Here is a 26,057-nt window from a genome sequence, read left to right as displayed (position 1 = left end):
AGTGATTTCTACGTTTCTAGTCATGTCCATAAATTGAGGGCCACTTCTGATAAAAACGCGGAACAAACTCATTGGGTTAGGTATGCCTGAAACTTGTCGTATCGACTTAGAACCCCACGATACGGGGTGGCTCTATCTCTAAATTGACTGTTCTAACAAACGACACTGATACTCTGCGACACATTTTAGTTCTGCTGCATGTTCAGGGAATCGTTCGTGAAGAAAACACAATGCATCCGCTAGGGTTATCTGATGCAGATTCAATGTATAAGCAAAGACCAATCGGTGCACATTGTCATAGAGCTCATCTGAATTATCCGAGCTTTGACACTGCGCCAAGATAGCTTGATCAATCTCATCGTCAGGATCTTCCAAAGGGCTATTGGCCTGTCGATAAAGATTAGAAAGCATTGCGTCATATTGCTCTTTCGATAAGTCTTCCTTACAACGCAATATCCACGTAAGCGTAATTAGGTTATGTCCAAAGAAACCAAACTGCTTTAAGCATACTTGTAATACGCTATTGAGCTCTACGACTTGGCTTATGTCAGTGCTTCGGTCGCCGTCAGAACGAGTGGATGTGACAAATTCAGTGAAGCGGTTAAGGAATGCTGGAACTTGAGACGGATCTAACTCACGGTAAACTCGATTCAACGCCAATAAGATAGTCACATTGTGGGAAAGGTATTCGCTTGTTTGAGAAGCCTGCCAAACGTAATACGAGAAGATATCTTGAAAGCCCTTATTCTCATACCACTGCATTAAAGCAGCATACGCCGCTGGGTATACCCCGTTTCCCAATATCCTATGAATACGAAAATCTGAGAACTTTGGCGCCTGCACCGTTGCAGAGTACTCGCCTAAAACTTCAATCTCAGTTTGGTCTATCAGCTCACTCGTTTTAAGCCACACATTGTCTGATTTAGCGAAATAAGCATTCAGATAATTCGCAGCCAAATAAGCTTTTAAAGAATGAGGTTGGTGGATGCTGGCACTGCTATAAAGTGCCTTTTCTAATAGTTGGTCGCTTGTCATGTTTCCTCCGTGAAACTAAGACCGTATAGATTTGGTTGTTTATGTGACTAGCATCTTTGAGAAGCAAATCGAACGGTCTACACCGACATATTTACCATATGCACTGGATTCTGAGTAAGAGTGGCGACAATAAAAGGCCACCGCTTTTGAGTTAACTCTACGTGTCGATAAAATAGCTTTTCGATACCCTTTTTCAATCGCAAGACATTCGAGTTGTTTCAATAAATATGAGCCCGCACCGGCTTTGTTAGAGTACATCCGCTTAAGTTCACAAACATTACTTTCATGATATCTAAATACCCCACATGCCACAGCGCTATCATTTAGATACACCACGATACATCCATCTTTTGATGGGTCAAAAGCGTCAGATACAAAAGAGCTTTCGCCTGTGTCATTAGTAATCTGGCGAAGTGACAAATTCAGCTCAGCGATTAATAACTGAAAATCTCTATGATTCGGTTCTACTTTTCTATATTCGAATTCCATACCTGCCACATAATGCCAACTCAATCAGCATGATCAAAAATACAATATTGCAGAGCGTCCCCAAAATAGGAAATATTGTCGTAGCTCCAATTACACGTGAAAGTGGACGCTACAAAGGTAAGCGCGTAATCCAAGGCGGTAGAGCGCAAGTACGAACCGTTTTATATATGGTGATGATGGCAGCCATGCAATGTAACACCCTATTCAAAGCGACTTATGCTCGGCTTTTAGCTGCCGGAAAGCCTAAGAAAGTCGCAATAATCGCGTGTGATCGAAAGATGGTTGTGACCCTTAACTCTATGCTGAGAGATGACGCCATGTGGGATGAAAATACAGCCAAAAACTAATCATTGACGCCATAGTCGTTTGTTATATTTTTTTGTCTTTAAAACCTTTTTCGAGCTTCTGTCCTAATGAAGTGATCAGTGCACGCTTTGGTTTTAAGTCTCCAGACTTTTTGTCACGCCCATATACGACTGTAATATTGGCTTTATAGTTTCGCTCAAAAGCAATTTGCTCAAGATTCTCGTCTGAGTTAAAGCTAATTGGAATCCTTTTGTTTTCGGAGATCGAAGGAATATGAGCAGCCCAGCCAGTTTTATGACGCTCCAGATCCATGCTAGTAATGTAAACATCGACGTTATTTTGAGGGATAGATACATCGCCCTCATTGAAATCATAACTTGGAAGAGCCTCCACCAACTCACTATCAAAAGTTACTATTGGTGCATCAGATGCATTGGCACCAGAGAAAAACTTAACTTCAGCTCCCTGCTCTAACTTAGCTGGTGCAATAATTTTTCTTGCTTCTTTAGCAACCTTTGTTTGACCATGCACCTCAATTGCATGAGCAATTACAGACTGAATTGCATCTGGCGTTGTACCGTATGCTTCAGCTCCTATATTAATGAATATATTATTGTTTGCTTGGATTGTAGCAGTGCTCTCGTCGCGCCCACCAAGCAACTTTTTCATATGATCAAGAGCCATAGAGGCTCCTGTTACAGCAAGTATTGCTACTAGTACAATCAAGCCGTTTCGAATATTCTTGTTAGTTATTCCTGCATTCATAAGTTTTTCATGAGCCCAGTCGTTTACACCAGTCAAATGGCAGTCTAGTGATTGCTGACTACCAAAAGCTAAACCAATTAGTAAGACCTCCCAAAGGCTACCTTTACTGACCTCGTCAACGTAAACCTTGATGTCTTCGATAACGAGGCTGTCATCAAGATGTTCAAGCACCGTTGGAAGCATTTTTATTAATTCTGAATACCCTTGTAATGATGCGATAACATCATCCAACGGAATTGGTTCTTTGTTGCTATAGTAAATTTTTTCTTGTGACTCAATATACATCTTTATCCTTAGAGCCTAACCTAGCCAATTAAAAATATAACAGCTATTAGACAGAGAAATTCTGTATTTAAATGCAGGGTTTTTCTGTCTAGTTTCTTATGCAGCTTATCTTAAGCGACTTACTTTATTCATAACAACGACTTATCGTTCTTAGTTTGTGATTGAACATGAAAATGTAGATGTTTTCCTATCTAACGAGACTAAGTGTTAAAAAAGGTGAGTTCTGTACTTAGTGGTATTGTTAAAACAAGATTACTATTGATAATAATGACAATATTTACACTTCCAAAAACCTACTTATTTACTCATTTGTAATTAAGTTGAAATCAGGAAAATATCGAAATTAGCTTAGAGAAATTCATTCTATAGATTCAAACAAAGCGGATTTTAATAACTCCTACCCCATCATCAAGTTACGATAAATAATAAAATTAGATTTTATAAAAACAATTTGATCAATAATATTTTTTGTAAACTTTGAATTACATACTCTAAAATTTAATCTCCCTAAAAAACTTGTCATAAGCCGAAATGCTCTTCCAATCTTGATTCGCAACACATGGCACTAGCGTGTTGCATATAGACTTCCTATAAAGCCGTTGGGAAGAAGGAGTTTATATTAAAATCAGGAACGAAAAATGAACCAACAACGTCAACTAAGCTGGAAAATAGCAGCCATTCTAGGTACATCTTTTGGCTTTAATGCACACGCTGCAGAAATGGTCAGAGTCGATGATGATACACTGCTACAACAGAGCCTCGTCGCTCAGTCGAAGAGTGTTGCCCCACTAGAATTAGGTTTTTCTGAAGTTAAACGGGTGGTATTGCCCAATGGAAAAACCAAAGTCCGCTACCAACAAACTCACCTAGGTTTACCCGTCTTTGACACCTCCGTTGTCGCCACCCTTTCCAAGAACCAACCCACTCAGGTATTCGGCTCAATGGCACAAGGCATCAGTGGAGACTTATCCAGCATCGCGCCAAAGCTGAATCAGGAACAAGCGATTGAAGCTGCTATTTCCTCTCACCGCACGTTTACTGTCGGCAAAAAGTCGATTGAAAACAAAAATGCAAAACTGATGGTGAGACTGGACGAGAACCAAACCGCCCAAGTCGTGTATCTGGTCGATTTCTTTATCGCTTCGTCTATGCCAGAGCGCCCTTTTTACTTTATTGATGCCAAGACTGGTGATGTACTCCAAAAATGGAATGGGTTAAACCACGCCAAAGCATCCGGCACTGGCCCCGGTGGTAATATCAAAACCACTCGATATGAATATGGCAGCGACTTCCCTAGCTTTCCCATCGACAAAACAGGCACAACTTGTACGTTAGAAAACGATTCTGTTAAGACAGTCGATTTGAGGAACGGAACGTCTGGCAGCGCAGCCTACAGTTACAACTGTGCCGACGGCACCAACTACACCGATCACAAATACATTAACGGTGCTTACTCGCCTCTTAACGATGCGCACTACTTTGGTAATGTCGTATTCGACATGTACAAAGAGTGGATGAATACATCGCCTTTAACTTTCCAGCTGACGATGCGAGTTCATTACGGTACCGATTATGAAAATGCCTTTTGGAATGGCTCATCCATGACGTTTGGGGATGGCAAAAACACCTTTTATCCATTGGTCGATATCAACGTGAGTGCTCACGAAGTCAGCCACGGGTTCACCGAGCAAAACTCCGGCCTTGTGTACCGAAACATGTCGGGCGGTATGAATGAAGCCTTCTCCGATATTGCGGGCGAAGCGGCTGAATACTACCTGCGTGGCAATGTGGATTGGATTGTCGGTAGCGATATATTCAAATCTGAAGGTGGCTTGCGTTACTTTGATCAACCTTCAAAAGATGGTCGCTCGATTGACCACGCCTCGCAATATTACGATGGCTTGAACGTTCACTTATCTAGCGGTGTTTATAACCGCGCGTTTTACCTTTTAGCGAACAAGTCTGGCTGGGATGTGCGTAAGGGTTTTGAGATCTTTACGGTCGCAAACCAATTGTATTGGACGGCAAACAGTACCTTTGATGCCGGTGCTTGTGGCGTAGCGAAAGCCGCAGCCGACATGGGCTATGTGGTTGCCGATGTTGAAGATGCTTTTAATACCGTAGGCGTGAATGCGAGTTGTGGTGTCACGCCTCCAACTGGCAATGTACTAACGAAAGGCACACCGATTGCGAACCTAAGTGGGAATCAATACTCTGAAACCTTCTACACGTTCACCGTTGATTCTGTATCCAGCGTGATGGTTTCAATGTCTGGTGGTTCAGGTGATGCCGACCTTTACGTGAAATCGGGCAGCAAGCCAACGACATCGAGTTACGATTGCCGTCCTTATCGTCCTGGAAACAATGAGCAGTGCAGGGTGAGCGCTCAACCGGGTATCACCTATCATGTGTTACTGCGCGGATACTCAAACTACTCTGGCCTAACATTACGTTTAGATTGAGTGACATACACTAACAGCGAAACTGTATGGCTCGTCTTGAAATAGACAGACCAACACGCCTACTCTTTCATGAGTAGGCTTTTCGTTTCACAACGCTAACTTCATACTTAATTGGTGAACAGTTCGCGTAGCCACAAGTTCACGATGTCGTCATTGCGGTTGCTGTGCCAATACACGCTCAATGAAGGTGTAAGGTATTCAAATGGCACCTCTAACAGCTTTATTTTGTCTTTATCAAAATACGCGTCTGCGACCCCTTTAGGGAAAGTTGCAATCCAATCACTGTTATAAATCGTGTCAGAAAAGTCAGCGATGGAATTGAGCTTTCTCGCCACCTTTCTTTCGGAAAAGATCGGGCTGTGAAGCTCGGTTAACTGGTTTACTCGATAATTATCATGCGTCAACATCACGTGCTTTTCAGCTAAGTAGCGTTCTAAAGTTATCTGTTCTTCTATCTGCGAGTGGTTTTGGCTGCATACCACGCACAGTTCATCGCCCCAGATCTCTTGGCTCTGCAGTGTCGGGTGGGCATTAGTAAGGTCGACGACAAGGTCGATCTTCTTCTCTCGAATATCCGTTGCCATGTCTTCTTTGATGTTCACCACTTCGATAACGCAGTTGGGGGCTTCTTTTTGAATCCTGTCCAAGATACGAGGCAAGATCACGCTGCTTGAAATGCTCATCGCAGCAATTCTGAAGGTGTAATTACACTCTTTCGGGTCGAAATCGTGAGTTTCAGGGAGTGAGTGTGAAACCAGCTTATGTGCTTGCTTGAAGATTGGGTACAGGTCGTTCGCGACTGGCGTAGGCTCGAGTGTGTATGATTTTCTAACGAAGAGGAGATCCCGATATTCGTCTCTAAGCTGCTTTAGGTGCGCGCTGAGACTAGGTTGAGATATATTGAGCCTTTCTGCCGCGTACGTCAGGTTTCCTTCTTCATATATCGCAATAAAGTAATATATGAGGTTGAGGTTAAATCGTTTCATTCGAGCTCTTCAGGCAGTCATGTATTTAAATAAACGATAAAAATAATATCGTTTAAATGACTGTGAATTATCGCTTTCCATTCCCATATTTTAGTTAGGGTTATGACAGAACATTGTTAAAACGCCAAAACAAAATGACACGAACTAGTACGGTAGTATTTAAAGAATAAACTTCGAAAATAGGTAACAGACTGGTTTTTATAAAGATATAGGTTTTCCTGATATCTAGTATAGGCATGGCGTTATATTAGAAGACGCTTGAGTTTGACATAATTCCCGATTCCTAAATAGACACATATAGAAATAGAGAATGATGAACCGATTTGTAAAACCGATAATAATCTCAGCGAGCCTAGTGACTTTATTTGGCTGCGTAGGTAGTAACGCAGTAACTGGTAAACTAATGGAATTTAACGTTAAAGCCGTTGATAACCGTTACGCTCGTGGTGGCTTAAACATGTTACTTGCCCCTGCTTACGGTATTACCGTTGCTGCCGATTACATCGTGTTTAACTCACTGGAATTTTGGACGGGTAAGAACCCAATCAACAAGAAGCCACACATCTTCGATTCTAAGGTGGATACTTACATTGATGTTAATGACCAACTGGATGACAGCCTAACAGAAGCGCCTATCGACCCATTGGCAAAGCATGTGATTGACCACAGTGAAATGAAAGTACTTAACCAAGACGAAATCGCAATTGAGCTAACCTACAACGACGGTACTCGCGCGACTCTAACGGGTCAACGTTTCGGCGATGAAGTTCATTACTCTATTGATAACCAAGTGATTGCAAAAACAAGCTTGGAAGAGATGCAGATGTACATGGCTTCGGCTGAGCAGTCTTAAGCAACGTAGAATTAACTGATACACCCCCATCAATTCAGTTAGTCAGTAGCAATAAAAAGAGAGGTTAGTTTAGTCGCTAACCTCTCTTTTTTTGTTTGTCGTTTTTGTTTTGGCTTATGGCGAATAACCGCCACTAATAAGCAAAATAAGGAGAGAAACGTTTCACGTTTAGCTGACGAGTCATATTACTCAGCTGCGCTTCTCGGGTATCTTGAAACTCATCCAATCGCTGGTAAATAGTGAAGTATCGATTGATGTTGGCGACGTATTTTACAGGCTCTTGGCTAATATTTTGTCTTGCAACCACTTCAACATGATTAAACCATTTATTTGGGTTGTAACCTTGCTTGGCGGCAAGCACACGCATTCGTCTGATCTTAGCTGGTCCAGCATTATAAGCGGCTAAGCTAAAATGAACTTTGTCGATATCCGAGATTTCCGGCAAATCGAAATATCGGTCATAGATAAAACGCAGATACTTGCTGCCTGCATGAATATTGCTTTCTAAGTCGTAAACATTATCAATATCGACATACCAATCTTTTGCGGTTTTAGGCATCACTTGCATAATACCCACCGCACCACGATGCGATATTTTTGAGTTATCCAAGCCTGATTCTTGAAAAGCCATCGCTAGCAAAATAAACCAATCGATCTCGAACTTTTCCCCATAAACCATGAACAGCTTTTCTAGCTTGTCCCGCTCTTCATTTTGCATTGGGTTAGAGGCTCTATTCATCCATGACGTGCTTTCGAGATAACGATTGTCGATGACATTACCCAGCAACGTGCCCTGCTTTGAATATTCCAAATATTGGTCGATTTTGGCTTTCAGTTGCGGGCTGTTTTTGCGAATCGCCCAAGCAATATCGCCATTGTGTCTAAAGGCAAGATTGTGATGGATTCTGATGTCTTGCTCTAAGTTACCCCACAGTTCAAGCTTGTGGCTATCCACTATGGTTGCGGTAATTTGTCCACGTTTAATCAAATCGAGCAATTCAAGATCTTGGAGGTTGTCACTTAACAAGTGGATATAGATGGGTGCTAAACCGTTCTTCTCTAACTGTTTATTCACTGAGTGGACGCTGCTGATATAACTGGAGTTTTGCTTTAGCCATACCTCTTTACCCTGTAACTGGGTGATGTCGTTAATCAAAGGTGTCGAACGGCCTGTCACTAGCAATTCATCAATGTCGCTACGAATGGGAATACTGAAATCGACCAATTGCTCACGCTGTTTGGTCACGGTTAGGTTGGCGACGGCAATATCACCTTGCCCCTGATTCAAAGCATTGAGCAATTCGCTCCGTTCAACCGGAATCACCTTAACGCGCAGTAAAGGGTCACGCAGCTTTAGCTCTTGATCAAAGTAATAAATCTGCTCGGCAAGAATCCCTTTCGGCTTACCATTTTCAATATGATAGAACCCCATATCACCAGACACTAAGACACGCACAACGCCTTTTTCACGCAACGCAGAGAAGTCACCCACATAGGATTCGAGCGCGTTGTCGGGTATTTCAAAACCAAGAGTCGATTTGGAAATAAGTGAAAGAAAAACCAACACCTTCGATAAACGTGAAGCGCCATTAAATTTCGTCATATTCATTATTCCTAATGCGTTTAAGCCAAAGCCCTCAATAATGCTAGGTGCTGCATGTGAGCTATCGGGCTAGAAGCGATTCAACGTAAAGGAACATTTCTTAACGTTGTACGATTGCAATCTACGTTGTTGGACAGAGTACGTTGATGTATAAAGTGCGTTTGATGTTCAGAGCAATCTGGTGAGCGTTGTGGACCGTTTAGGCGTTGCTTTGATTCGTTACTTTTTATCAAGGGAAGCGAATTATACCGGAAACCATCAAGTCCGAAATAACGCAGTGGCTATAGTAGATATAGGGTGTTCCTATAGATCTTCCCCCTCTAGAAGCGCCATCAGAAGTCACTCTTCGCAGTCTCGAATAAATCCCCAAATAGACAAAATACCACTCAGCAGTTAATAATTTCATCATTCAGTTATTGATTGGTTTATAAATTCAGATATATCAAGCCAGCACTATTTTAATATTTTATAAATTGTTTAAATTGAGATCCTGTGCTGCACAACGAAGTAAAAATGGTTGCCTAACTTTTGAACACATTCACGTTACTGATAGGTTAATCCTTATAGGGCAAATGCTCTATTAATGATAAAAATTAAAATAAGGATTATTTATGAGACCATCTATTTCGATCAGTATGGTGCTTGCAACGACAGTGGTTGGCTTCCAGTCTTTTGCGCAAAATATTGAGACAACGGATTCATTAGGTATTGCAGAAAGTAGCGCAGCGCAAAAGCAATCTCTGGCGTTGCAAATCAGTTCCCGCTACTCCGATCTTGAGCTTTCCTTAAAAGACCAGATAACAGAAAAGCAACTGTCTACACCGATAGACAAGCTTAACTCAGCCAAGCCCTACTCTGCATTTTCAAGTCGGATGCAGAAAGCGGATCTTGGTTATCGCAAGATGAAAGGGATCAATAATTTCAGCGACTCAGTGTTAGAGATTCGCATGGCTGATGAAGCGATGATTGAAGCATGGAAGAATGGTGAAAACCCGCTGTTTGCATTTGAACCATCGGGCGATGACTCGAATTGGCAGTACATTGAAGCGTATGACGTGTACGGACAAGTTCATCAATTAGACGTGTACCAAATGCCAGACGTTCCAGTGTTTGTGGTTGATAGCAATGGTTCGGAAGAGCTCAAAGCCGGCTTAATGGCAATGCAGGCTGAGATGCAGAAGCTAGGCACCACAACGCAAATCAATGCCATTAGCGATACCAATGCCGACGAAAGTAAACCTCAAAAATCGTCTTTGATGAACAGGGCTCGTCGCTCGATGGCCTTGTCGGAACCTGAGCCGTTGAATACCACGCAATTAACCAAAATCCGCTTGGCTGTTGATCAAGAACCTTGGATCTCTGGGAAAGCGGAAATCTACGCTATCGTAACGGGTGTCGATTCAAGTCGTTTAGAGCCCCAAATAGACCTCGTTGAGATGCCTTATCTGGACTACGACAAACAGACGTACTACCCAAATCAGACCGTTATCTTCTGGCCTCGTTACCGCTGGGGCGCTGCAGATATGATCTTAATGGAACACGATGATGGCACTGACTATAAAGCGCTAGCAAAACTCTTGGTTCAAGCCGCAGAAGAGATACTGAAGATGATTCCTGATCCAGAAGTTCAGGGGTACGCGATCATCCCTCAGATCACAGGCAAGATTATCGATGTGATTCCTGATGGCGTATTAGTGAATGATGATGACTTCGTGGATGTGTACTACACCTTAATGCAAAACACACCTTATGTAGATCGTCCGGGCGCAGGTGGGAATGCTGTCGCATCGTTTGCACCAGTCACGATTTCGCCAACAGAGTAACTCGTTTCTTATTGAGTTAGGGCTTAATCGCTAGGCCCTAACTCTTCATTATCGAAGCTAAGTAAAACACAAGAGACCTACTCAGAACCTAATTACAGGGAGTAATCAAACACAATGATGTCTTCTAAAAGCGGACGAAACACATCTTTCAGCGCATCATGTTCTGGGTGTGGAAGGTAGTTCTGACGGCCTTCTTCATCAGCAAATGTCATTAACACCGAGTGGGTATAACCTTGATTCTTGTTTTCAGGGCTGTCATTTAACCCCCACTCGACAGCAGTTACCCCTTCAACCTTGTTTGGCATCGCTTCAAACAACATCTTTAGTTTTTGAACCTCTGAAGCCTCTGCATTTTCTTTAAACTTAATCAGTAAAATATGACGAATCATTCCCGTTTCTTTTCGAGTCATTCCTAGTCCTTTTCGAATCGTTCGCTTGCTCGTTTGTCATGCTTAACCAGCACCGAGTCGCGTTCTTAAGTTAGAGAAGAGCAAAATGCCACACGTTACACAACATGCCAAGGCTAGAACACTAGAGTTTATAAAATAACTCAAATCCCCAAACAAAAATGCTGCACCCAAGGGCGCAGCATTTCTCATGACAATGGTAAGCACGTTTTAACGTTAATCACGACGACCTGTAAGCTGGATCGTCTGGTCTTGATCAACGCTCTTTTGGAATTTTATTCCTCCGTTAGTGGCGTCATTTCTTCCTTCAAGTACTGGCTCAGATTCAACACGCTCAGCCTTTACTTGATTACCTTCGCTTCTCGTCATATCGAGAGTACTCGCATAAGTACCGTCAGCCGCGAAAGCCGTGTTCATAGATAAAGCCATCAATCCAAGTGCGATTAACTTGTTCATACATCACCTCGTTGTATTTCTAATTCTTTGTTCGTTTGGTATCTGTGTTTTTGTTGAAGTAACTTTAACAATCGAACATGAGCCATTCGAGGAAAAGCAAGATTTACCAAATGGAAAATCAAGGGATTAGCGAAGTTCTGACGCTGTGCTGTCTTATCCGTTTTGCACTGCCACTATGATATTAGAGTCACATAATTTCTGTACGCCAACCGCACAGAGATTGCTGCCTATAAAAGGAATCATTTGGAGAAAATGTGGACATCAATCTAGATATTCAAAATATCCTCGTTATCAAGCGTATGTATGAACTTCGCAATGTTGGGCTGGTTGCAGAGTCGCTTGGAAAAACCTCTGGGGCGATCAGCAAGAACCTCTCGAAGTTAAAGTTGCAGCTCGACGATCCACTGTTCATTCAAACCAAAAACGGTTTTGAACCCACGACTTTTGTTGAAACCAACATCGAAAATTTTGAGCAGATACTCAGCAGTATCGAAGCGATAAAGCATCAAGTATTTTCGCCAGAGACTTACCAAGGCAATATCAAAATCTACGCGAATACTCTGTTCTGGGAACGCTTTGGTTCGAAGCTCTTATTTGCTCTGACTAAAGCTGCACCGCATGCTCGCTATTCATTTCTTAGATGGGGAAGCAACGCGAGGAACAGGCTCATCGACGGTGAGGAGTCCATTGCAGTTCACTACTTTGATGAAACCTTGCCACAGTCGATATCTCAAAAGGGGTTCGGGGAAGGAAAAGTGGTTTTCTTCGTGAGAAACGATCATCCAGCGCAAGACTTTGAATCACTGGCCAACTATCCAATTGCTCTATTTAAAACACCAGGATGGAATGACAATAAATATCCGGTCCTTGAGCGTCTTAGAAATATCGGTTTTCACGTAAACCCAAGAGTGGAAGTCGACCACCCTGCGATGATTCACGATGTTATATTCAAATCCGACTATTTTGGTATCACTCTCAGTGGCAGCGTGCCAGAAGGCTGTCGCAGTATGGACTTGCCAGAACAATTGACCATAGATGTGAGCTATGTGATGAGCTGTCGCCGCTCGCAAAAAGACGCACCTTTGAATCAGTGGTTATTCCAAATGTTGAGATCTACCCTGAAAAACAAACAAGCGTAGTTCAGCTTTTAGCGGGTTAACTACTTAAAGGCTTAACTGCCTAACTCCCCTACCATCCAAAAAAGAAAAGGCTCCCGAGGGAGCCTTTGATTATGTTTCTAGTGACTATTCGCTTATGTTTTTATTTTAAAATGCTTCTTCGAGCGTTTGTTCATTCTTTTTTTCTGTCTGTTTTTCAACGGTTTCAACCTCTTTTAAGCGCGCGGTAAAGTGTCTCAACACCGGCGGTTCGTAGGTAAAATCGAGCCCTTTCACTTGTCCTGCATTCTCTTTCACTTTTTCGAATGCTTCGATGATGAAGTCCATGTGAGTTTGTGTGTAGGTCGCGCGAGGAATGGTAAGGCGCAATAACTCTGCAGGGCATGGATGCTGTTCGCCCGTGGCAGGATCGCGACCTTGCAGCAAGGAACCAATCTCAACCGCTCTGATACCTGCCACTTTGTACAACTCGCACGCCAAAGCATGTGCTGGGAACTGACCCGCTGGAATATGAGGAAGCAGTTTACCCGCATCGACAAACGCAGCATGACCACCCGCTTGTTGGCACACGATACCTATCGCTTCTAAGCCATCGACTAAGTACTGAACCTGACCAATACGATATTCCAACCAGTCTTGACGCATACCGTCATAAAGGCCAACCGCAAGACGCTCCATCGCGCCACCTTCTAAGCCACCATAGGTTGGGAAGCCCTCTTGCACCACACACAAGGTTCGACACTCTGTGTACACATCCATGAAAGAGTCATCTTTAAAGCACAACAAGCCACCCATTTGGACCATGGCATCTTTCTTGGCAGACATGGCTAAGCCATCCGCGTATTTGTAAGACTCACGCGTGATCTGTTCGATTGTCCAATCTTGATAACCCGCTTCACGTTGTTGAATAAAGTAGGCATTTTCAGCGTAGCGTGCTGAGTCCATGATCACAGGAATATCGTATTTCTGTGCTATTTCATACACGGCTTTTAGATTGGCGATAGACACTGGCTGCCCACCAGCAGAGTTACAGGTAATGGTACTTACGATGTAAGGAACATTGGCCGCGCCCGCTTCTAAGATCGCTTCTTCCAGCTTCACCACATCGAAGTTGCCTTTGAAATCCGCGTTCACTGAGGTATCAAACGCTTCTTTGGTATAAACGTTCTTCGCCACGCAGCAATTCACTTGGGTGTGACCTTGTGTTGTATCGAAGAAGTAGTTCGACAGAGCGACCATTTTGCTTCGGTCGAGCCCTTTCTCCATTTCACGCTTTTTGATAAGAACCGGAATGTAGATCTGCTCGGCACCGCGTCCTTGGTGGGTTGGAATCGTCAACTCGTAACCGAAGATATCCTTAACCGCATTCGACAATGCGTAGTAACTGCGACTACCACTGTAAGCTTCATCACCCATCAACATCGCGGCTTGCATACGCTGAGTAATAGAACCGGTTCCGCTGTCTGTCAGTAAGTCGATAAACACATCATCACTATCAAGTAAGAATGGGTTCATCCCCGCTTCGACAATGGCTTGTTCACGATAGGCACGAGTTGTTCTTTTTACTGGCTCTACAACACGAATACGAAACGGTTCTGGTAGATGTTTGAAGTTTTCCATAATAATACCTTTCAATACATTCCGATCAGATCGAAATCTATTTTCTTTAGATGTCACGAATCCTCACCATTAAATTAATAGTTCCGTATAAAGACACACAGAAAATTAATAGTGAAAATAAAAAAATTAAATAATGACTTATTAATCAAACCTAAACAGAGGCTAAGATAATTAGCGAGAACGACAAAACAATGAATACCTTGCACGGAATAATAAGTGCGACATTCATACGTTCAAAGGTTATCAAAGCTGCTGATAGGTAAACAAAGCACGCTGCTTTGCTGGCGCGTGACGCCTAGAGGGTACTACTCTGAAGAAAGACGGAACGAGAGCTGGTGATCTAAGGTATACCAAGCTAACAAGGTTAGCCATGTTGTTGATTGCCATTTCAGATACATGTTCACAATATATCCCTACGTTGAAATCAAGATGATCCGAAATTTAAATATAGTGCAATTGTTTTATAAATACAGCTTAGAAAAGTATAAATGTGATCAACATTTAGAATGATAATTAAATACGATAGCATATTATATAAACTGTGAATCACAGCCGTTTATATACTATTAAACTAGTTCAGCGAGAACCTTAATAATATCAAATCTCTTTTAAACTCAATGCTTCCTCGAATAAGGGGCGAAGATGGCTGTTTTCTAAAAAGCTATCTTCTAGGAATCTAGTGAGCTAAAAAGACAAGCTCTGATGAGGCTCAAACCTCACCAGAACCGTATTCGCAGTGAATAACTTACTTCTTCTTCACGACTTGCTTGATGGCCATTTCAGCCAGTTTTGGCGTCGCTGCTTTCAATGCACTGGGGGCAACCTTCTTACCCGCCTTGACCGCTTTATTCAGTTGGCCTTTAACCGACGTGCCTCTTTTCATGGCTTCTAAACGTTGGCGATTTCTCTGAACGTTATTTGCGTCAGCGATACGCTCGATCAACGTCTGCCTTAATGTATCTAAACCAAACTGTACCTTTTCTGGCGCAATCGCCAGCGGTAACACGATATCGGTTTGCAGCAATATATGATTGTATTCGAGCGCTTGAGCAATGATCTTCGCTTTGGCCGATGTTGGGTTGTCTAAGTCATACGGTGGCTGCCATTCGTCTACTGGCTTTAATCGGTCTACCTGATTGACAACCGACACCACAATCGGCTTCTTACGTGAGATGTTCTTAGGATCGTCATAGAAAGCATCAAATCTATCTTTCAACTGTTTGTCCAAATCACGCGCAGATTGATTGGCTTTCAATACCCATAGCACCACATCGGCTTGGGTCATCTCTTTCAGCATTAAGGCTTCGGTTTTAGGGTTGCCATCAAGCCCTTGAAGATCAACCACGCGAACATCATTATCGTCGACAAACGCGTTGTACACCGTTGAAGTGTCGGTTGATGGCAGTACATCCACTTCTGCAACCAACTCTTGCTTGAGTGCATTGATAAGTGACGATTTACCAGAACTGGTTTGCCCCACCAGCACGATTCGCACGGGTTCTAACTCTGGAGCAAAGCGTTGTTCGTCGAGTTCAGAAACATCAGACGCTTTCAGTGCTTCATCTTCAATGCTGAACCGTCCGCTATAAAGATCAATCGCCACCGCTGCCACTTCATCTAACAAGGCTTGTTTAGCAGCGTATTGCATGTCATCGACCACACCTCTTGTCATCGATGCGGTCGCTTGTTCTCGACCCAAATCGGAAATCACTTTTAGTGGGTTCAAATAGAGGTTTTTAAGGTGATTCCCCCAAATAGCGGCCTTAACGATCTTCTGCCCTAGCTCGCCATATTTGTCATAGGCTTCATAGCCCGCTTTGATGTAAGAAACCTTGAGATACTCAATGCCCGGTATATGCTCTCGCACTACCAGTTTGTAGCGTCGGCTGACTTCTTCGAACAACTTTAGCCCTTCAGGAATCGAAAAATCGAGCGATTTCTTCTCAAACTTTTTCGCAACGAATTCAAGTACTTCTAAACCGGTTTGGTCTAGGTTGCCCCACTCTATGTCGACCATTAATTGTTGGCGTACATGGTGTTTTGAATCATTCCAGATCAACAGTTCTTTTTGAGACCAATCAGCCGAAGCCTTAACCAATGCATCGTTGATATCAGCTTTTGTATGTTGTGATTCAGATTCAGAAACATCCTCACCAAGGTCGTTACTCTCTTTATTTGAGAAGGGCTCCGTACTTGAGGATCGGCGTGAAGAACGGCTAGAAATAAACAGAGGAATGGTGAACACCAAGGTACTCACGGCAATGGCAATCGACATTTCGAGTAGGTAACCGTATTTGACCGCCAAGAAGACACCAAAACCCATCATGATAATGCTTGGGAAAATGGCCGAAATCAGGGCAATGCCCCAGCGGCCGCTCGATAGCACCGCCAGTAATCGAAATAGGTTTCTAATTTTCTTCATAACCCGACGCCGCCTTTCCTTTTTTCAGGGATTCTTTGTAGATCTTCTGCATCTCTTGTTCAGACACTTCTTCACCTTTGTTCTTATGATAGAAGTAAAAACAAGCCGCGCGACCTAAACCATAAGAGGTGCCGAAACTCATTGCCGCTGCAGCCACCGCACCTACCGTTTGACCATAAACTGGAATCAGCTTTATCAACTGTCGAGTACCCAGCTTCATTCCGTATTGCAAAGCAAAGCTGCTTCCGAGAGTACCTATCAATTCACTGAAGACTCGCTTGTTCCACTCGACCCCATATTGATTCGCCAAGCTGTGAAGCATTTTGGCTTGAATCGCAGGTACAGAAACCAACCCAACACCCGGAATCAAGTCGCTCGCTGCCGCACTTCCTGCATACCAAAGCACTTCGTTTTCTACTTGATCAAAGTTGGCTTCTTCTTGGGTGGAATGCTCTTTGTCTTGCACCATCATTCCAATAACAGGAAGAATACTGGTCAGCTTTTCCAATAAGATGTCATAGTTGTAAATTGAACCACTGTTATTGCTCGAGTCATCCGTTTCGAAATCGACCGCGACCGATTCAAACTCTTTACCCCACGTCTTCTCTACTTGGTTAGTGTTGAACTGAATTTGCCTTGCTCGATCTGGTTCACTGGAAGACAACACCGCCGTATGAACCAGCAGCAAGTGTTTAATCTTCTTCTGTTTCTTAATCTGTTTTAGAGCCGTAAGCACTGCGGATTGTTCAGGCTCGTCGGCTTTCATCACAACGACTAACGCATTACCTGCCTGACCAATCTCTTCCAGATCCTCTTTCGCATCGTAATTCGCTTCACTTAAACCTCTGGTATCGAGAAAGCGCATCACAGGTTTGTCTTGCGGAAACTCATACGACATCGCTGTCATGGTACAGGGCGCAAAACCATTGCCCACTTCGACAGAAGAGTCGCCAGTAACCGCTTGAATAAACGATGACTTGCCCGCCCCCGTTTTGCCCAACAGCCACAATGTAGGAAGATGTTTGCGCTGATATTCATGGGCCTGAGTCAAGTCTGGGTTCCTGCCCGGATTAATGAAGTCTTTTATTTGATCAAACATGTTTAGAGTAACGCTCACTTGATGTTGAGATTCGAGTTGATGACAAAGCAATACTGACTTATATAATCACAAATCATATTAAACTTATGTTTGTTCAGTCGCACCGGTTTACAATGCCTAAACGCTTGTTTTTATTTGCGCGCTCATTTTTATAGACGCTTTTTTATACGTGCGGGTATCATCGTATTAATTCAGGTACCTAACGAACATCAACAAACACAGAGAGCTCAAAGAGAAGTATGGAGCAAATTTATTTAGCTGGCGGTTGCTTGTGGGGTGTACAAGAATTTATTAAGTACGTTCCTGGCGTTATCAGCACAGAAGCAGGCCGTGCAAATGGAAGCGCCCAGCCAACAGTGAACGCTACAACACAAAGCAACAGCACACAAAGCGATTACGATGGCTACGCAGAGTGCGTACGAATAGAGTTTGATCCAAACATCACGTCAGTAACGATTTTGATGGAACACTTGTTTGAGATTATTGACCCTTACAGCGTGAATAAACAAGGTGTCGATGTCGGAGAGAAATACCGCACAGGCGTTTACAGCACCAACGCAGCACACTTAACAGAAGCTAAGCACTATATTTCTTCAAGAGATGATGCCGACCGCATCGCTGTTGAGGTGTTGCCATTGACCAATTATGTTGCCAGCGATGACATCCACCAGCATCACTTAAGTCACTTCCCTGAAGATCACCACTTATGTCATATCCCTTGGGATCTGCTGCATAAGTATAAATCACAATAGTCACGACGTAAGATTGAGATGATCACGACCTAAGATCGATAAAGCCTCAACAGATATTATCCGTTGAGGCTTTTTAAGTGTTATGGTCAGGACAGCTATCGTGAATTGATTTGATAGCTCAAGCCATTAAGCCATTGACCTTTAGCCATTAGCCATTAGCCATTAGCCATTAACTAATAACTTACTTAGTCGTATTCTCAAGCACGTAGTCCGGACCCGCTGTTTCAGCCGTCACGACCGCAAGTTTAGACACGTCTGCGCCTTCACCTTGATAAGCGTTAATGCCATTTTCTACAACGACTTTTGGTAGTTCTACCGAGTAGCTTTCGATCAGTTCAGAATCCGTCACTTGACCCACGTAAGTTTCGTCTGTGTAAGTTGCGCCAACTAATGGGAAGTCTTGCGTTGCACGTACACTTACAAACTCAGGTGACTGCGAATTATCGACCACGTTGTGTTTAAACGCCACATCAACGCCCGCATAAATGCCTTCCACTTCTGCGTTGTCAAACAAACTTACACGGTGGCTTTGGTTGCCGTAAACAATGCCCCACTCAGTATCGACTAGAGAGTTGTTCTCAATGGTGATGTTTTTCGGTGTCCACTGCTTGTTAAGCTCTTTGCCTTTCACCGATTGATCTAACTGCTCACCATTCGCTACGTCGATGATGCCTGTGTTGATAACAATGCCGCCACGTAGGTCAGCGTTGCCTTCAATCAAGCCATCGCGGCCTCGAGTGTTTGCAATGTAGTTGTTACGAATCACATGATCTTCATCGTAGATGCGGACGCCGCCCGTTAGGCGCTTTCCATTGCCAAGAATCATGTTGTTCTCAACCGTGTTGCCTTTTCCGTGACGCAGTGAAATAAGCGCGGTGCTTTGGAAAATAGTATTACCTGAGATCGTGTTGTCGCCCGACTTAATCGAGATAAGCTCGCGCTCACCATCCATATCGATCATTAGGTTGTTCACGAACTTAGAACTTGAATCCCACTGTGAAGCTTTAGAATCACCAATACGGATCGCTTCCCAGCTGTTGCCGTTGTAACGAATCGCTTCTTTGATGTCGAATTCGTTGAATTGGTTAGGCTTTTGATCCATGAAGATGTTATTTGCGATCAGGTGGTTATCAGCCGTGTCATCTTTTTGCACACCAATCAAAGTGCCGCGTTTTTGCTTACCTTCGAAACGGTTGTTGATGACTTTGCCGTCTTTACCCCATAGAGAAACCCATAGGTACTTTGGATACTCAGAACGACGCTCGTCTGGCTCGTAAGTGTAATCATGGTTGAAGTAGTAGAATGTTGAGTTTTGTAGCGTGTTGCCATTACCCATCATACGTACTGCGCCAAAACGCTCGTTAGGGCCGCCTTCGGTAAACACTAGGCCATCAAGCGTGATGTCATCACCTTTCAATTCGAACTGGATCAAGCCAGTGATCCACGCAGAACCTGCTTGCTCAGCTTTGATAGTGATGTCATTCGCCGTAATAGTCACTTGACCTAAGTTCGCGTATTTACCGGCAGGGATCACCACTTGGTCGCCATCTTTTAGGTTTTCAAATTGTGCTTTAAGCGCAGCCACTTGTTCTTCTGAAGCAACGGCTAAAGTGTCGCCATCTACCTCAGTTAAGCGGTCACTGCTCAATAGGTAACTACGGTCGATTTCGCTAATAGCTGGCGCAGCTTGTTCAGCGACACTGACTACTGGCGCTGTTTTTTCTTGTGTTGTACAGCCAGTTGCAAAAGCGAGCGTGAACGCGCTAATAATGCTTACCGATAATAGTTTTTTGTTCATCGTACATCTCACGTTGTATATTGGATTATAAAAATGACGACCACCCGTTCAGGTGGCCGTGATGTTATTTAGGATGCGAATTAGATTAGCCTTCGGCTGGAGTCACTTCGTCTTGTTGCTCGACTTTGTCATCGACTGCTTTAACAAGTAACAGACCAACAGAGAACACAATCAAGCCACACAGAACGAATACCATGCGTCCCCACATTGGGTTTGGCAGTACGAACATAGTCATTACGCCCACACCCGCTACCGCGATAAGTGAACCCAACATACGACGTTGCTTGTTATCCAGTTTCTTCTGTTCATTACTTTCAGCAACTAGTGGTGTCGCAAGGTTGTTGAAGAACTTGTCTACGTCTTTCTCACGGTGCTCAGCAAGAGGCTTGTAGAACAATGTTGAAAGAACAAAGAAGCCAGCAGTAAATATGATGTGACCGATAAGGCCGATAGCCACTTTCAGGTCAGCCCACTCACGGCCTGTTAGTTCATTTAGACCGAACCAGTTTTGGATCATGTCCGCTGTGATAACGAAACCAACGAAGTAAGAAACTACACCACCTACAACTAGCGTACCCCAACCTGCCCAATCCGGTGTTTTACGGATGAAGAAGCCACAGAATGCTGGAATTGTCATTGGGAAGCCGATCAATGCGCCCACGTACATCATGGTGTCGAAAAGGCTCAAACCTTTAAGAGAGTTGATGAACAGAGCAACCAAGATGATCGCGATGCCGAAGAAAGTAGACGTTAGCTTAGAAACAACCATTAGCTCTTTCTCTGTCGCTTTAGGGCGAAGAATCGGCTCGTAGAAGTTCTTAACGAAGATACCTGAGTTACGGTTTAGACCAGAGTCCATTGAAGACATAGTCGCAGCAAACATAGCGGCAATCAGAAGGCCAACCATACCTGCAGGCATGTATTCTTGAACAAAGTAAAGGTAAGCGAAGTCAGCGGCTTTGCTGCCAGCTTCTGGGTAAGCAGCTGCTAAATCAACACCTTGACCAGCCATGAACCAAGAAGGCATGAACCAGATGATTGGACCAAGCGTCATTAGTACACAAGCAAGCAGTGCTGCTTTACGTGCGTTGTTTGAATCTTTCGCAGCAAGGTAGCGGTAAGAGTTAAGCATGTTGTTGGTAATGCTGAACTGCTTTAAGAAGATGAACACAGCCCAGATGCTGAAGATGCTCATGTAGTTAAGGTTGTCACCCGTGATGAATGAATCTGTTGGGAAGTCGTTAACGATTTGCGTAACGCCGCCACCGTGGTAAATAGCAACCACTGCACACGTCACCGTTACCGCCATGATGATAACCATCTGCATAAAGTCAGATGCGATTACCGCCCAAGAGCCGCCCGTTACTGACATCACCAGTACAACCAGACCCGTTAGGACAATCGTTGTTGTCATATCAAAGCCGAAGATACCTGATGCGATGATCGCAAGGCCGTTCAACCAGATACCAGCAGAGATAACGCTGTTTGGCATGCCAGACCAAGTAAATACTTGCTCATTCACCTTACCAAAACGCATACGAATCGCTTCAATTACCGTCACAACGCGCAGTTGGCGGAACTTCGGAGCGAAGTAAAGGTAGTTCATTAGGTAACCGAATGCGTTCGCGATGAAGATAATCGCTACGGCAAAGCCATCGGTAAAGGCTTTACCTGCTGCACCAGTAAATGTCCAAGCACTGAACTGGGTCATAAATGCGGTTGCACCTACCATCCACCACAGCATATTACCTCCCCCACGGAAGTAATCACTTGTCGTACTTGTAAACGTTCGGAACATCCACCCTATCGCAATTAAGAATAGGAAGTAGATGCCAACTATCAGGGTATTGAGTTCCATCGTTAGACCTTTTATTTATGTTTTTTTGTTGAGGTCACTATAGATAGATGGCAAGTATATTTGTACTACAATAATCCAAATGCGTGACAGTGATCTTACAGTCTGACAGTCAATTAATCATACAAGTGATCGAGTTCAAAGTTGCACCACCTAGGAGCGCAATTCCTCAAGTCAGGCAGTTATCCGCACTAAATTTCGACCAAAACCCCGAAAAACATGAACAAAGTCTCTAAAAATCGAAGAGTCATCGTTAAAAACTATTATTCGTGACGATCAAAGATCAAAGAAGAACAGCAAAAATATCGTTAGATATAATTTATAAAAATGAATCAAATCAACACATTTGTAGTACAAATAAGATTAAGAATTTGCTTTTAAAAGTTCCCTATATTAGGCAGCCAATAATGAAAACTTGAAAACCACTATTAGATACTGACAGGGATACACGGAAGTGAAATGCTTTTAACACACCCGTTACACTTTCCCCGTCCAATAAAAAGGTGTCATTATGAAGAAATACGTTCCAATCTTAATTGCTCTTAGTACGGTATCTTCTATGAGCTATGCAGCAACACCGCGTGAAGATGCTGTTGACTACTTACAGATGCGTAAAGGCGTGGCTTACCAAGTAAACCATTCAAAACCCTTTACTGGTCAATTTGAAGAGAAGTTCGATAACGGCCAAGTCGCGACCCAAGCTCAGTTTGCCGATGGCTTAGAACTTGGGCTAGAAACTAACTGGTATCCGAATGGCCAGGTCGCTTCTAAAGTGAATTACGTAAAAGGTGAACTGCAAGGCAAAGCCGAAACCTGGTATCCAAACGGACAGAAAAAAGCAGAACTCAATTATAAAGACAATGAACTATCGGGCACCGCCTCTCGCTGGTATCCCAATGGGGAACAAAGCCTGACAGCTGAATACAACGACGGACAAAAAGATGGATTGGTAACTGACTACTACCCGAACGGTAATAAGGCCAGCCAAGCGAAGTTTGATGAAGGTAAAGTCGCGAACGGAAAACTTACTCGCTGGAATACTAACGGTGACAAAGTTGAAGAACTGACCTTTAAAGATCACAAAGTCACCTCTAAACAGGTGTGGATGCCTACAGAAAGCTAAGCCTCAAGAACGGCTCTCACGGAGCTCTTTGATATAGCTAAACGCCTGCTGTTAAAGTTTTCAGCTGCACGTCTGCAACTAAGAGACAAGAGAAGAGAAACGAACATTCATGCGACTAAGCGTGAATGTTCGTGGCTATTATCACTTTCTCTTTTCACGACCTCTTCCCTCGTCACTTCCTTCCAACTTTGCCTATCTCCCTTCATTGTTATTTACAGTAATCTATCTAGTGATAAAGCAATCACCAATAGTCATTGAAAATAATAAATATTTAACTTGCGCATAACCTTTCCATAAAATACTGTAAGCAAACGTTTCCGTTGCGAGTCAGATCTCAATTACCGACCTCATAAGCTATCTACACGCAAATAAGAGAAACACGATTCTAAATACGTTGTTGAGTCATATTGTTTTGCTTTGGTGCCCGCCTATGAAAATTAAAACCTCCCTTTTTAGCCTTGCTTGTTTATCCATTGGCTCTTTATTGGTTGTCGTTTCATTTACTGAAATCGCCAATCTAAAGCTGATCAAACTAGAGAAAACCCTGATCAAGGTGAAGTCGCTTGAAGTTTCTATGCTTCAACTGAATCGAGCAGAACTAGAGTTTCTGATCAGTCACGACAAAACCCTCAAGCCTGAATTCGCCAAAGAGTATTCACACTTCCAACAGTTGATGAGTAGCTTCTCTATTTTACTTGAAGAGTCAGACATAGCGGTGCCTGAGTTAGATAAGCTCAATCGAGAAGTGAAGCAATACAACAAAGACTTTTCCTTGATGGTAGACGCGATAGACCGCAACCCAGAAAAGGTCAGTGAACTGAAATCAGAAATGAAAATGCTGTTTGAAGATATCATCTCTATATTCACCGGCGTTGAAGTCCGTTTAGAACAACAGGTCGAATCGATTCAACAAACCATTACCACGTTTATTGTGAGCTCAGTAATTGCCGTCACGGTATTGCTGATGGCCTTATCCTTTGGGATCTCATCGCGTGTCGCAAAGAAGATAGCCTCATTGAACGCAACCATGTTGCTCGTCTCCCAACAACGTGACTTTACCGTGACAGCAGAAGACAGCGGCTCAGATGAAATTGCTGAGATTGCCAAGTCGTTTAACACCGTACTAGAAGACATTCGCCAACTTGTTGGTCAAGTGCAGCGGTCGATTCAGGAGCTGGGCAACATTTCCAACCAGTTGCAACACGACGGTATCGAAGTGGAAGGCGCGTTGAATAAGCAGCAACAACAAACAGAAAATATTGCGACCGCGATAAACCAGATGGGCAGCAATATCCAAAATGTGGCTACCAATAGTGAAAACGCATCATCAAATGCGCAAACCAGTTTCGCCACCGCGAATGATGGCCTGAACGACGTAGCCTTCACCAGAGACACAATCAATACCCTTTCAACCGATCTCGTGAGCGCTAGTGAAGAAGTGAATCGTCTTTCTGTTCATTCCGAGAAGATCAATACCGTGCTAGAGGTGATTAAAGACATTGCTGAACAAACCAACCTACTCGCTTTGAATGCCGCCATTGAAGCAGCGCGCGCTGGAGAACAAGGTCGTGGTTTTGCGGTTGTTGCGGATGAGGTAAGAACCTTGGCAGGCAGAACACAACTTTCAACCGAAGAGATCTCAACCATTATTCAAGGGGTTCAAGACCAAACCCAAATGGTGGTTAACACGATTCAAAATTGTTGTGAGAAAGGGAATACCAGTGTCGACTCTTGTGAGAAGGCACATTCTAGAATCACATCGGTTATCGCAGACATGGAAACCATTCTAAATAACAGTTTAGAGGTATCCAATGCCATGAAGGAGCAAAGTGAGGTCACATCAGAGATCATCGAAAACGTTGATGCCATCAAACAACTAACAATGACCAATGTGAAAAGTGCTTCAAAAAACGCAGCTTCTGCAACTTCAGTAGTAGAGCAAACAGACTCACTTGAACGTGCTGTCATCAACCTAAAAGCCTAGCTATTAAGCCGTGGTTTACACGCTTATTGAGCCTCAAACGACTCTCTACTCAAATTTCAGATAAAAAAACGCTCATGTTGCCTGTATCAACATGAGCGCAAGGGCAGATCTTCGACTACCATCTCCTACCTTTCTAAACGAAAGCAGAAGTTATAATTAGAATAGTTGGGAGCAATAATCAAAATGCTTTCGCAAGCACTTCAACGATTTCTTCTTTGTCACCGATGAGAACAACGGGTAACTATTCGAACCCTGTTCATTCCTATCAAGTTCGTACTTATATAGCAGGCTATGTCACAGCCTTGCCTACTACATTTCAAACCTTCTCTGATTGAGCTTTAAATCACCTCAAGTAAATGCCTCATGTTCTTAAAGCGGTGGATTTTCCATTTAGCTTCAAGACCATTCTTACTTATTCGGCTTCACACCGTCAGTTAATGCAATCAACACAGCAAAGTTATGTGTTGCTACAGAAAGTTAGTAAATAATAATGTATTACAAATAAAAATGATATCTAAAGGTTCAATTTTTTGCTGTAGCGCACATTTATTGACGAACAAAACCCTTAAAAATCATTATCAAAAGACGAATAAACCACTAAAAATCATAAACTTAACGATATACATTGACTTTGTAACCCTTTGTAAATAGTGGTTTTATCCCTACAACACGATCCAATTCACAGATCATACGCCTTCAAATCGTTAGCATATTTGTATTATTTAAATGCAAAACAAATTTGAAATAACCAAGAAATAATTTCAAAAACAAAATGCATTGAAGACAAGAACTACTCTATTTGGCTTGTAATTATGG

General features: G+C 43.1%; 19 protein-coding genes and 1 pseudogene. 8 read left to right on the top strand and 12 right to left on the bottom strand.

Features of this window, described 5'->3' with window-relative positions; translation table 11 throughout:
- Positions 1-138: 138 nt before the first annotated feature.
- On the bottom strand, positions 139-1,035 hold the full coding sequence (locus MSG35_RS05665; protein ID WP_248383299.1) for a hypothetical protein: 897 nt from the start codon (positions 1,033-1,035) through the stop codon (positions 139-141).
- A 39-nt stretch (positions 1,036-1,074) separates the two neighbouring features.
- Positions 1,075-1,524 carry a GNAT family N-acetyltransferase gene (locus MSG35_RS05660; RefSeq protein WP_082242229.1) on the bottom strand — a complete coding sequence of 150 codons (450 nt, stop codon included), beginning with the start codon at positions 1,522-1,524 and terminating at the stop codon, positions 1,075-1,077.
- A 35-nt stretch (positions 1,525-1,559) separates the two neighbouring features.
- Here MSG35_RS05660 and MSG35_RS05655 point away from each other — a divergent pair.
- Positions 1,560-1,871: pseudogene (locus MSG35_RS05655) on the top strand (transposase); the annotation flags it as partial.
- 22 nt (positions 1,872-1,893) lie between these two features.
- Here MSG35_RS05655 and MSG35_RS05650 read toward each other — a convergent pair.
- Positions 1,894-2,880, bottom strand: a complete 987-nt coding sequence (locus MSG35_RS05650) for a hypothetical protein (RefSeq protein WP_248383298.1) — start codon at positions 2,878-2,880, stop codon at positions 1,894-1,896.
- 638 nt (positions 2,881-3,518) lie between these two features.
- Between MSG35_RS05650 and MSG35_RS05645 the strand changes: the two genes are divergently transcribed.
- Complete coding sequence (locus MSG35_RS05645; RefSeq protein WP_248383297.1) at positions 3,519-5,342, top strand: M4 family metallopeptidase; 1,824 nt, start codon at positions 3,519-3,521, stop codon at positions 5,340-5,342.
- 107 nt (positions 5,343-5,449) lie between these two features.
- Here the strand turns inward: MSG35_RS05645 and MSG35_RS05640 are convergent, their stop codons facing one another.
- On the bottom strand, positions 5,450-6,328 hold the full coding sequence (locus MSG35_RS05640) for a LysR family transcriptional regulator (protein ID WP_048607017.1): 879 nt from the start codon (positions 6,326-6,328) through the stop codon (positions 5,450-5,452).
- Between the two features lie 310 nt (positions 6,329-6,638).
- Here MSG35_RS05640 and MSG35_RS05635 point away from each other — a divergent pair, with 310 nt between their 5' ends.
- Positions 6,639-7,181, top strand: a complete 543-nt coding sequence (locus tag MSG35_RS05635; protein ID WP_048613988.1) for a DUF3332 family protein — start codon at positions 6,639-6,641, stop codon at positions 7,179-7,181.
- A 133-nt stretch (positions 7,182-7,314) separates the two neighbouring features.
- Here MSG35_RS05635 and MSG35_RS05630 read toward each other — a convergent pair whose 3' ends face one another.
- Complete coding sequence (locus MSG35_RS05630; protein ID WP_282449828.1) at positions 7,315-8,784, bottom strand: transporter substrate-binding domain-containing protein; 1,470 nt, start codon at positions 8,782-8,784, stop codon at positions 7,315-7,317.
- 611 nt (positions 8,785-9,395) lie between these two features.
- On the opposite strand from MSG35_RS05630, the gene MSG35_RS05625 reads away from it, so the two are divergent.
- Entirely contained in the window at positions 9,396-10,607 is a 1,212-nt protein-coding gene (locus MSG35_RS05625) for a DUF3103 domain-containing protein (protein WP_248383296.1), read from the top strand.
- A gap of 92 nt (positions 10,608-10,699) precedes the next feature.
- Here the strand turns inward: MSG35_RS05625 and MSG35_RS05620 are convergent, their stop codons facing one another.
- Positions 10,700-11,017, bottom strand: a complete 318-nt coding sequence (locus MSG35_RS05620; protein ID WP_081090259.1) for a Dabb family protein — start codon at positions 11,015-11,017, stop codon at positions 10,700-10,702.
- A gap of 213 nt (positions 11,018-11,230) precedes the next feature.
- Positions 11,231-11,470: a hypothetical protein gene (locus MSG35_RS05615; RefSeq protein WP_248383295.1), complete on the bottom strand. Its 240-nt coding sequence runs from the start codon at positions 11,468-11,470 to the stop codon at positions 11,231-11,233.
- 254 nt (positions 11,471-11,724) lie between these two features.
- On the opposite strand from MSG35_RS05615, the gene MSG35_RS05610 reads away from it, so the two are divergent.
- Positions 11,725-12,609: a LysR family transcriptional regulator gene (locus tag MSG35_RS05610; RefSeq protein ID WP_248383293.1), complete on the top strand. Its 885-nt coding sequence runs from the start codon at positions 11,725-11,727 to the stop codon at positions 12,607-12,609.
- A 126-nt stretch (positions 12,610-12,735) separates the two neighbouring features.
- Here MSG35_RS05610 and tnaA read toward each other — a convergent pair whose 3' ends face one another.
- The 3 genes from tnaA to MSG35_RS05595 form a co-directional block, all read right to left on the bottom strand.
- A complete protein-coding gene (gene tnaA / locus MSG35_RS05605; RefSeq protein ID WP_248383291.1) occupies positions 12,736-14,208 on the bottom strand; it encodes a tryptophanase in 1,473 nt (490 codons plus the stop codon).
- A gap of 745 nt (positions 14,209-14,953) precedes the next feature.
- A complete protein-coding gene (locus MSG35_RS05600) occupies positions 14,954-16,630 on the bottom strand; it encodes a GTPase (protein WP_248383290.1) in 1,677 nt (558 codons plus the stop codon).
- Entirely contained in the window at positions 16,617-17,729 is a 1,113-nt protein-coding gene (locus MSG35_RS05595) for a GTPase (RefSeq protein ID WP_248383288.1), read from the bottom strand. The genes MSG35_RS05600 and MSG35_RS05595 overlap by 14 nt, the downstream gene beginning before the upstream one ends.
- Before the next feature lie 239 nt (positions 17,730-17,968).
- Here MSG35_RS05595 and MSG35_RS05590 point away from each other — a divergent pair, with 239 nt between their 5' ends.
- A complete protein-coding gene (locus tag MSG35_RS05590) occupies positions 17,969-18,481 on the top strand; it encodes a peptide-methionine (S)-S-oxide reductase (RefSeq protein WP_248383287.1) in 513 nt (170 codons plus the stop codon).
- A 181-nt stretch (positions 18,482-18,662) separates the two neighbouring features.
- Here MSG35_RS05590 and MSG35_RS05585 read toward each other — a convergent pair whose 3' ends face one another.
- Together MSG35_RS05585 and MSG35_RS05580 are read right to left on the bottom strand one after the other, a co-directional pair.
- Positions 18,663-20,279: a polysaccharide lyase 6 family protein gene (locus MSG35_RS05585; RefSeq protein ID WP_248383285.1), complete on the bottom strand. Its 1,617-nt coding sequence runs from the start codon at positions 20,277-20,279 to the stop codon at positions 18,663-18,665.
- Positions 20,280-20,364: 85 nt separating this feature from the next.
- A complete protein-coding gene (locus tag MSG35_RS05580) occupies positions 20,365-22,137 on the bottom strand; it encodes a transporter (RefSeq protein ID WP_017061461.1) in 1,773 nt (590 codons plus the stop codon).
- A 508-nt stretch (positions 22,138-22,645) separates the two neighbouring features.
- On the opposite strand from MSG35_RS05580, the gene MSG35_RS05575 reads away from it, so the two are divergent.
- Positions 22,646-23,257 carry a toxin-antitoxin system YwqK family antitoxin gene (locus MSG35_RS05575; protein ID WP_248383284.1) on the top strand — a complete coding sequence of 204 codons (612 nt, stop codon included), beginning with the start codon at positions 22,646-22,648 and terminating at the stop codon, positions 23,255-23,257.
- A gap of 430 nt (positions 23,258-23,687) precedes the next feature.
- Positions 23,688-25,241: a methyl-accepting chemotaxis protein gene (locus tag MSG35_RS05570; protein WP_248383283.1), complete on the top strand. Its 1,554-nt coding sequence runs from the start codon at positions 23,688-23,690 to the stop codon at positions 25,239-25,241.
- Positions 25,242-26,057: the final 816 nt, after the last annotated feature.

The organism is Vibrio sp. 1CM23M (assembly GCF_023161755.1).
Taxonomy (GTDB): Bacteria; Pseudomonadota; Gammaproteobacteria; order Enterobacterales; family Vibrionaceae; genus Vibrio; species Vibrio coralliirubri.
This window is presented reverse-complemented; position numbering and strand designations above follow the sequence as displayed.

Coding starts and splice junctions, on each gene's coding strand:
- MSG35_RS05665 (WP_248383299.1), bottom strand. CDS start 1,035: ATGACAAGCGACCAACTATTAGAAAAGGCACTTTATAGCAGTGCCAGC.
- MSG35_RS05660 (WP_082242229.1), bottom strand. CDS start 1,524: ATGGAATTCGAATATAGAAAAGTAGAACCGAATCATAGAGATTTTCAG.
- MSG35_RS05650 (WP_248383298.1), bottom strand. CDS start 2,880: ATGTATATTGAGTCACAAGAAAAAATTTACTATAGCAACAAAGAACCA.
- MSG35_RS05645 (WP_248383297.1), top strand. CDS start 3,519: ATGAACCAACAACGTCAACTAAGCTGGAAAATAGCAGCCATTCTAGGT.
- MSG35_RS05640 (WP_048607017.1), bottom strand. CDS start 6,328: ATGAAACGATTTAACCTCAACCTCATATATTACTTTATTGCGATATAT.
- MSG35_RS05635 (WP_048613988.1), top strand. CDS start 6,639: ATGATGAACCGATTTGTAAAACCGATAATAATCTCAGCGAGCCTAGTG.
- MSG35_RS05630 (WP_282449828.1), bottom strand. CDS start 8,784: ATGACGAAATTTAATGGCGCTTCACGTTTATCGAAGGTGTTGGTTTTT.
- MSG35_RS05625 (WP_248383296.1), top strand. CDS start 9,396: ATGAGACCATCTATTTCGATCAGTATGGTGCTTGCAACGACAGTGGTT.
- MSG35_RS05620 (WP_081090259.1), bottom strand. CDS start 11,017: ATGACTCGAAAAGAAACGGGAATGATTCGTCATATTTTACTGATTAAG.
- MSG35_RS05615 (WP_248383295.1), bottom strand. CDS start 11,470: ATGAACAAGTTAATCGCACTTGGATTGATGGCTTTATCTATGAACACG.
- tnaA (WP_248383291.1), bottom strand. CDS start 14,208: ATGGAAAACTTCAAACATCTACCAGAACCGTTTCGTATTCGTGTTGTA.
- MSG35_RS05600 (WP_248383290.1), bottom strand. CDS start 16,630: ATGAAGAAAATTAGAAACCTATTTCGATTACTGGCGGTGCTATCGAGC.
- MSG35_RS05595 (WP_248383288.1), bottom strand. CDS start 17,729: ATGTTTGATCAAATAAAAGACTTCATTAATCCGGGCAGGAACCCAGAC.
- MSG35_RS05590 (WP_248383287.1), top strand. CDS start 17,969: ATGGAGCAAATTTATTTAGCTGGCGGTTGCTTGTGGGGTGTACAAGAA.
- MSG35_RS05585 (WP_248383285.1), bottom strand. CDS start 20,279: ATGAACAAAAAACTATTATCGGTAAGCATTATTAGCGCGTTCACGCTC.
- MSG35_RS05580 (WP_017061461.1), bottom strand. CDS start 22,137: ATGGAACTCAATACCCTGATAGTTGGCATCTACTTCCTATTCTTAATT.
- MSG35_RS05575 (WP_248383284.1), top strand. CDS start 22,646: ATGAAGAAATACGTTCCAATCTTAATTGCTCTTAGTACGGTATCTTCT.
- MSG35_RS05570 (WP_248383283.1), top strand. CDS start 23,688: ATGAAAATTAAAACCTCCCTTTTTAGCCTTGCTTGTTTATCCATTGGC.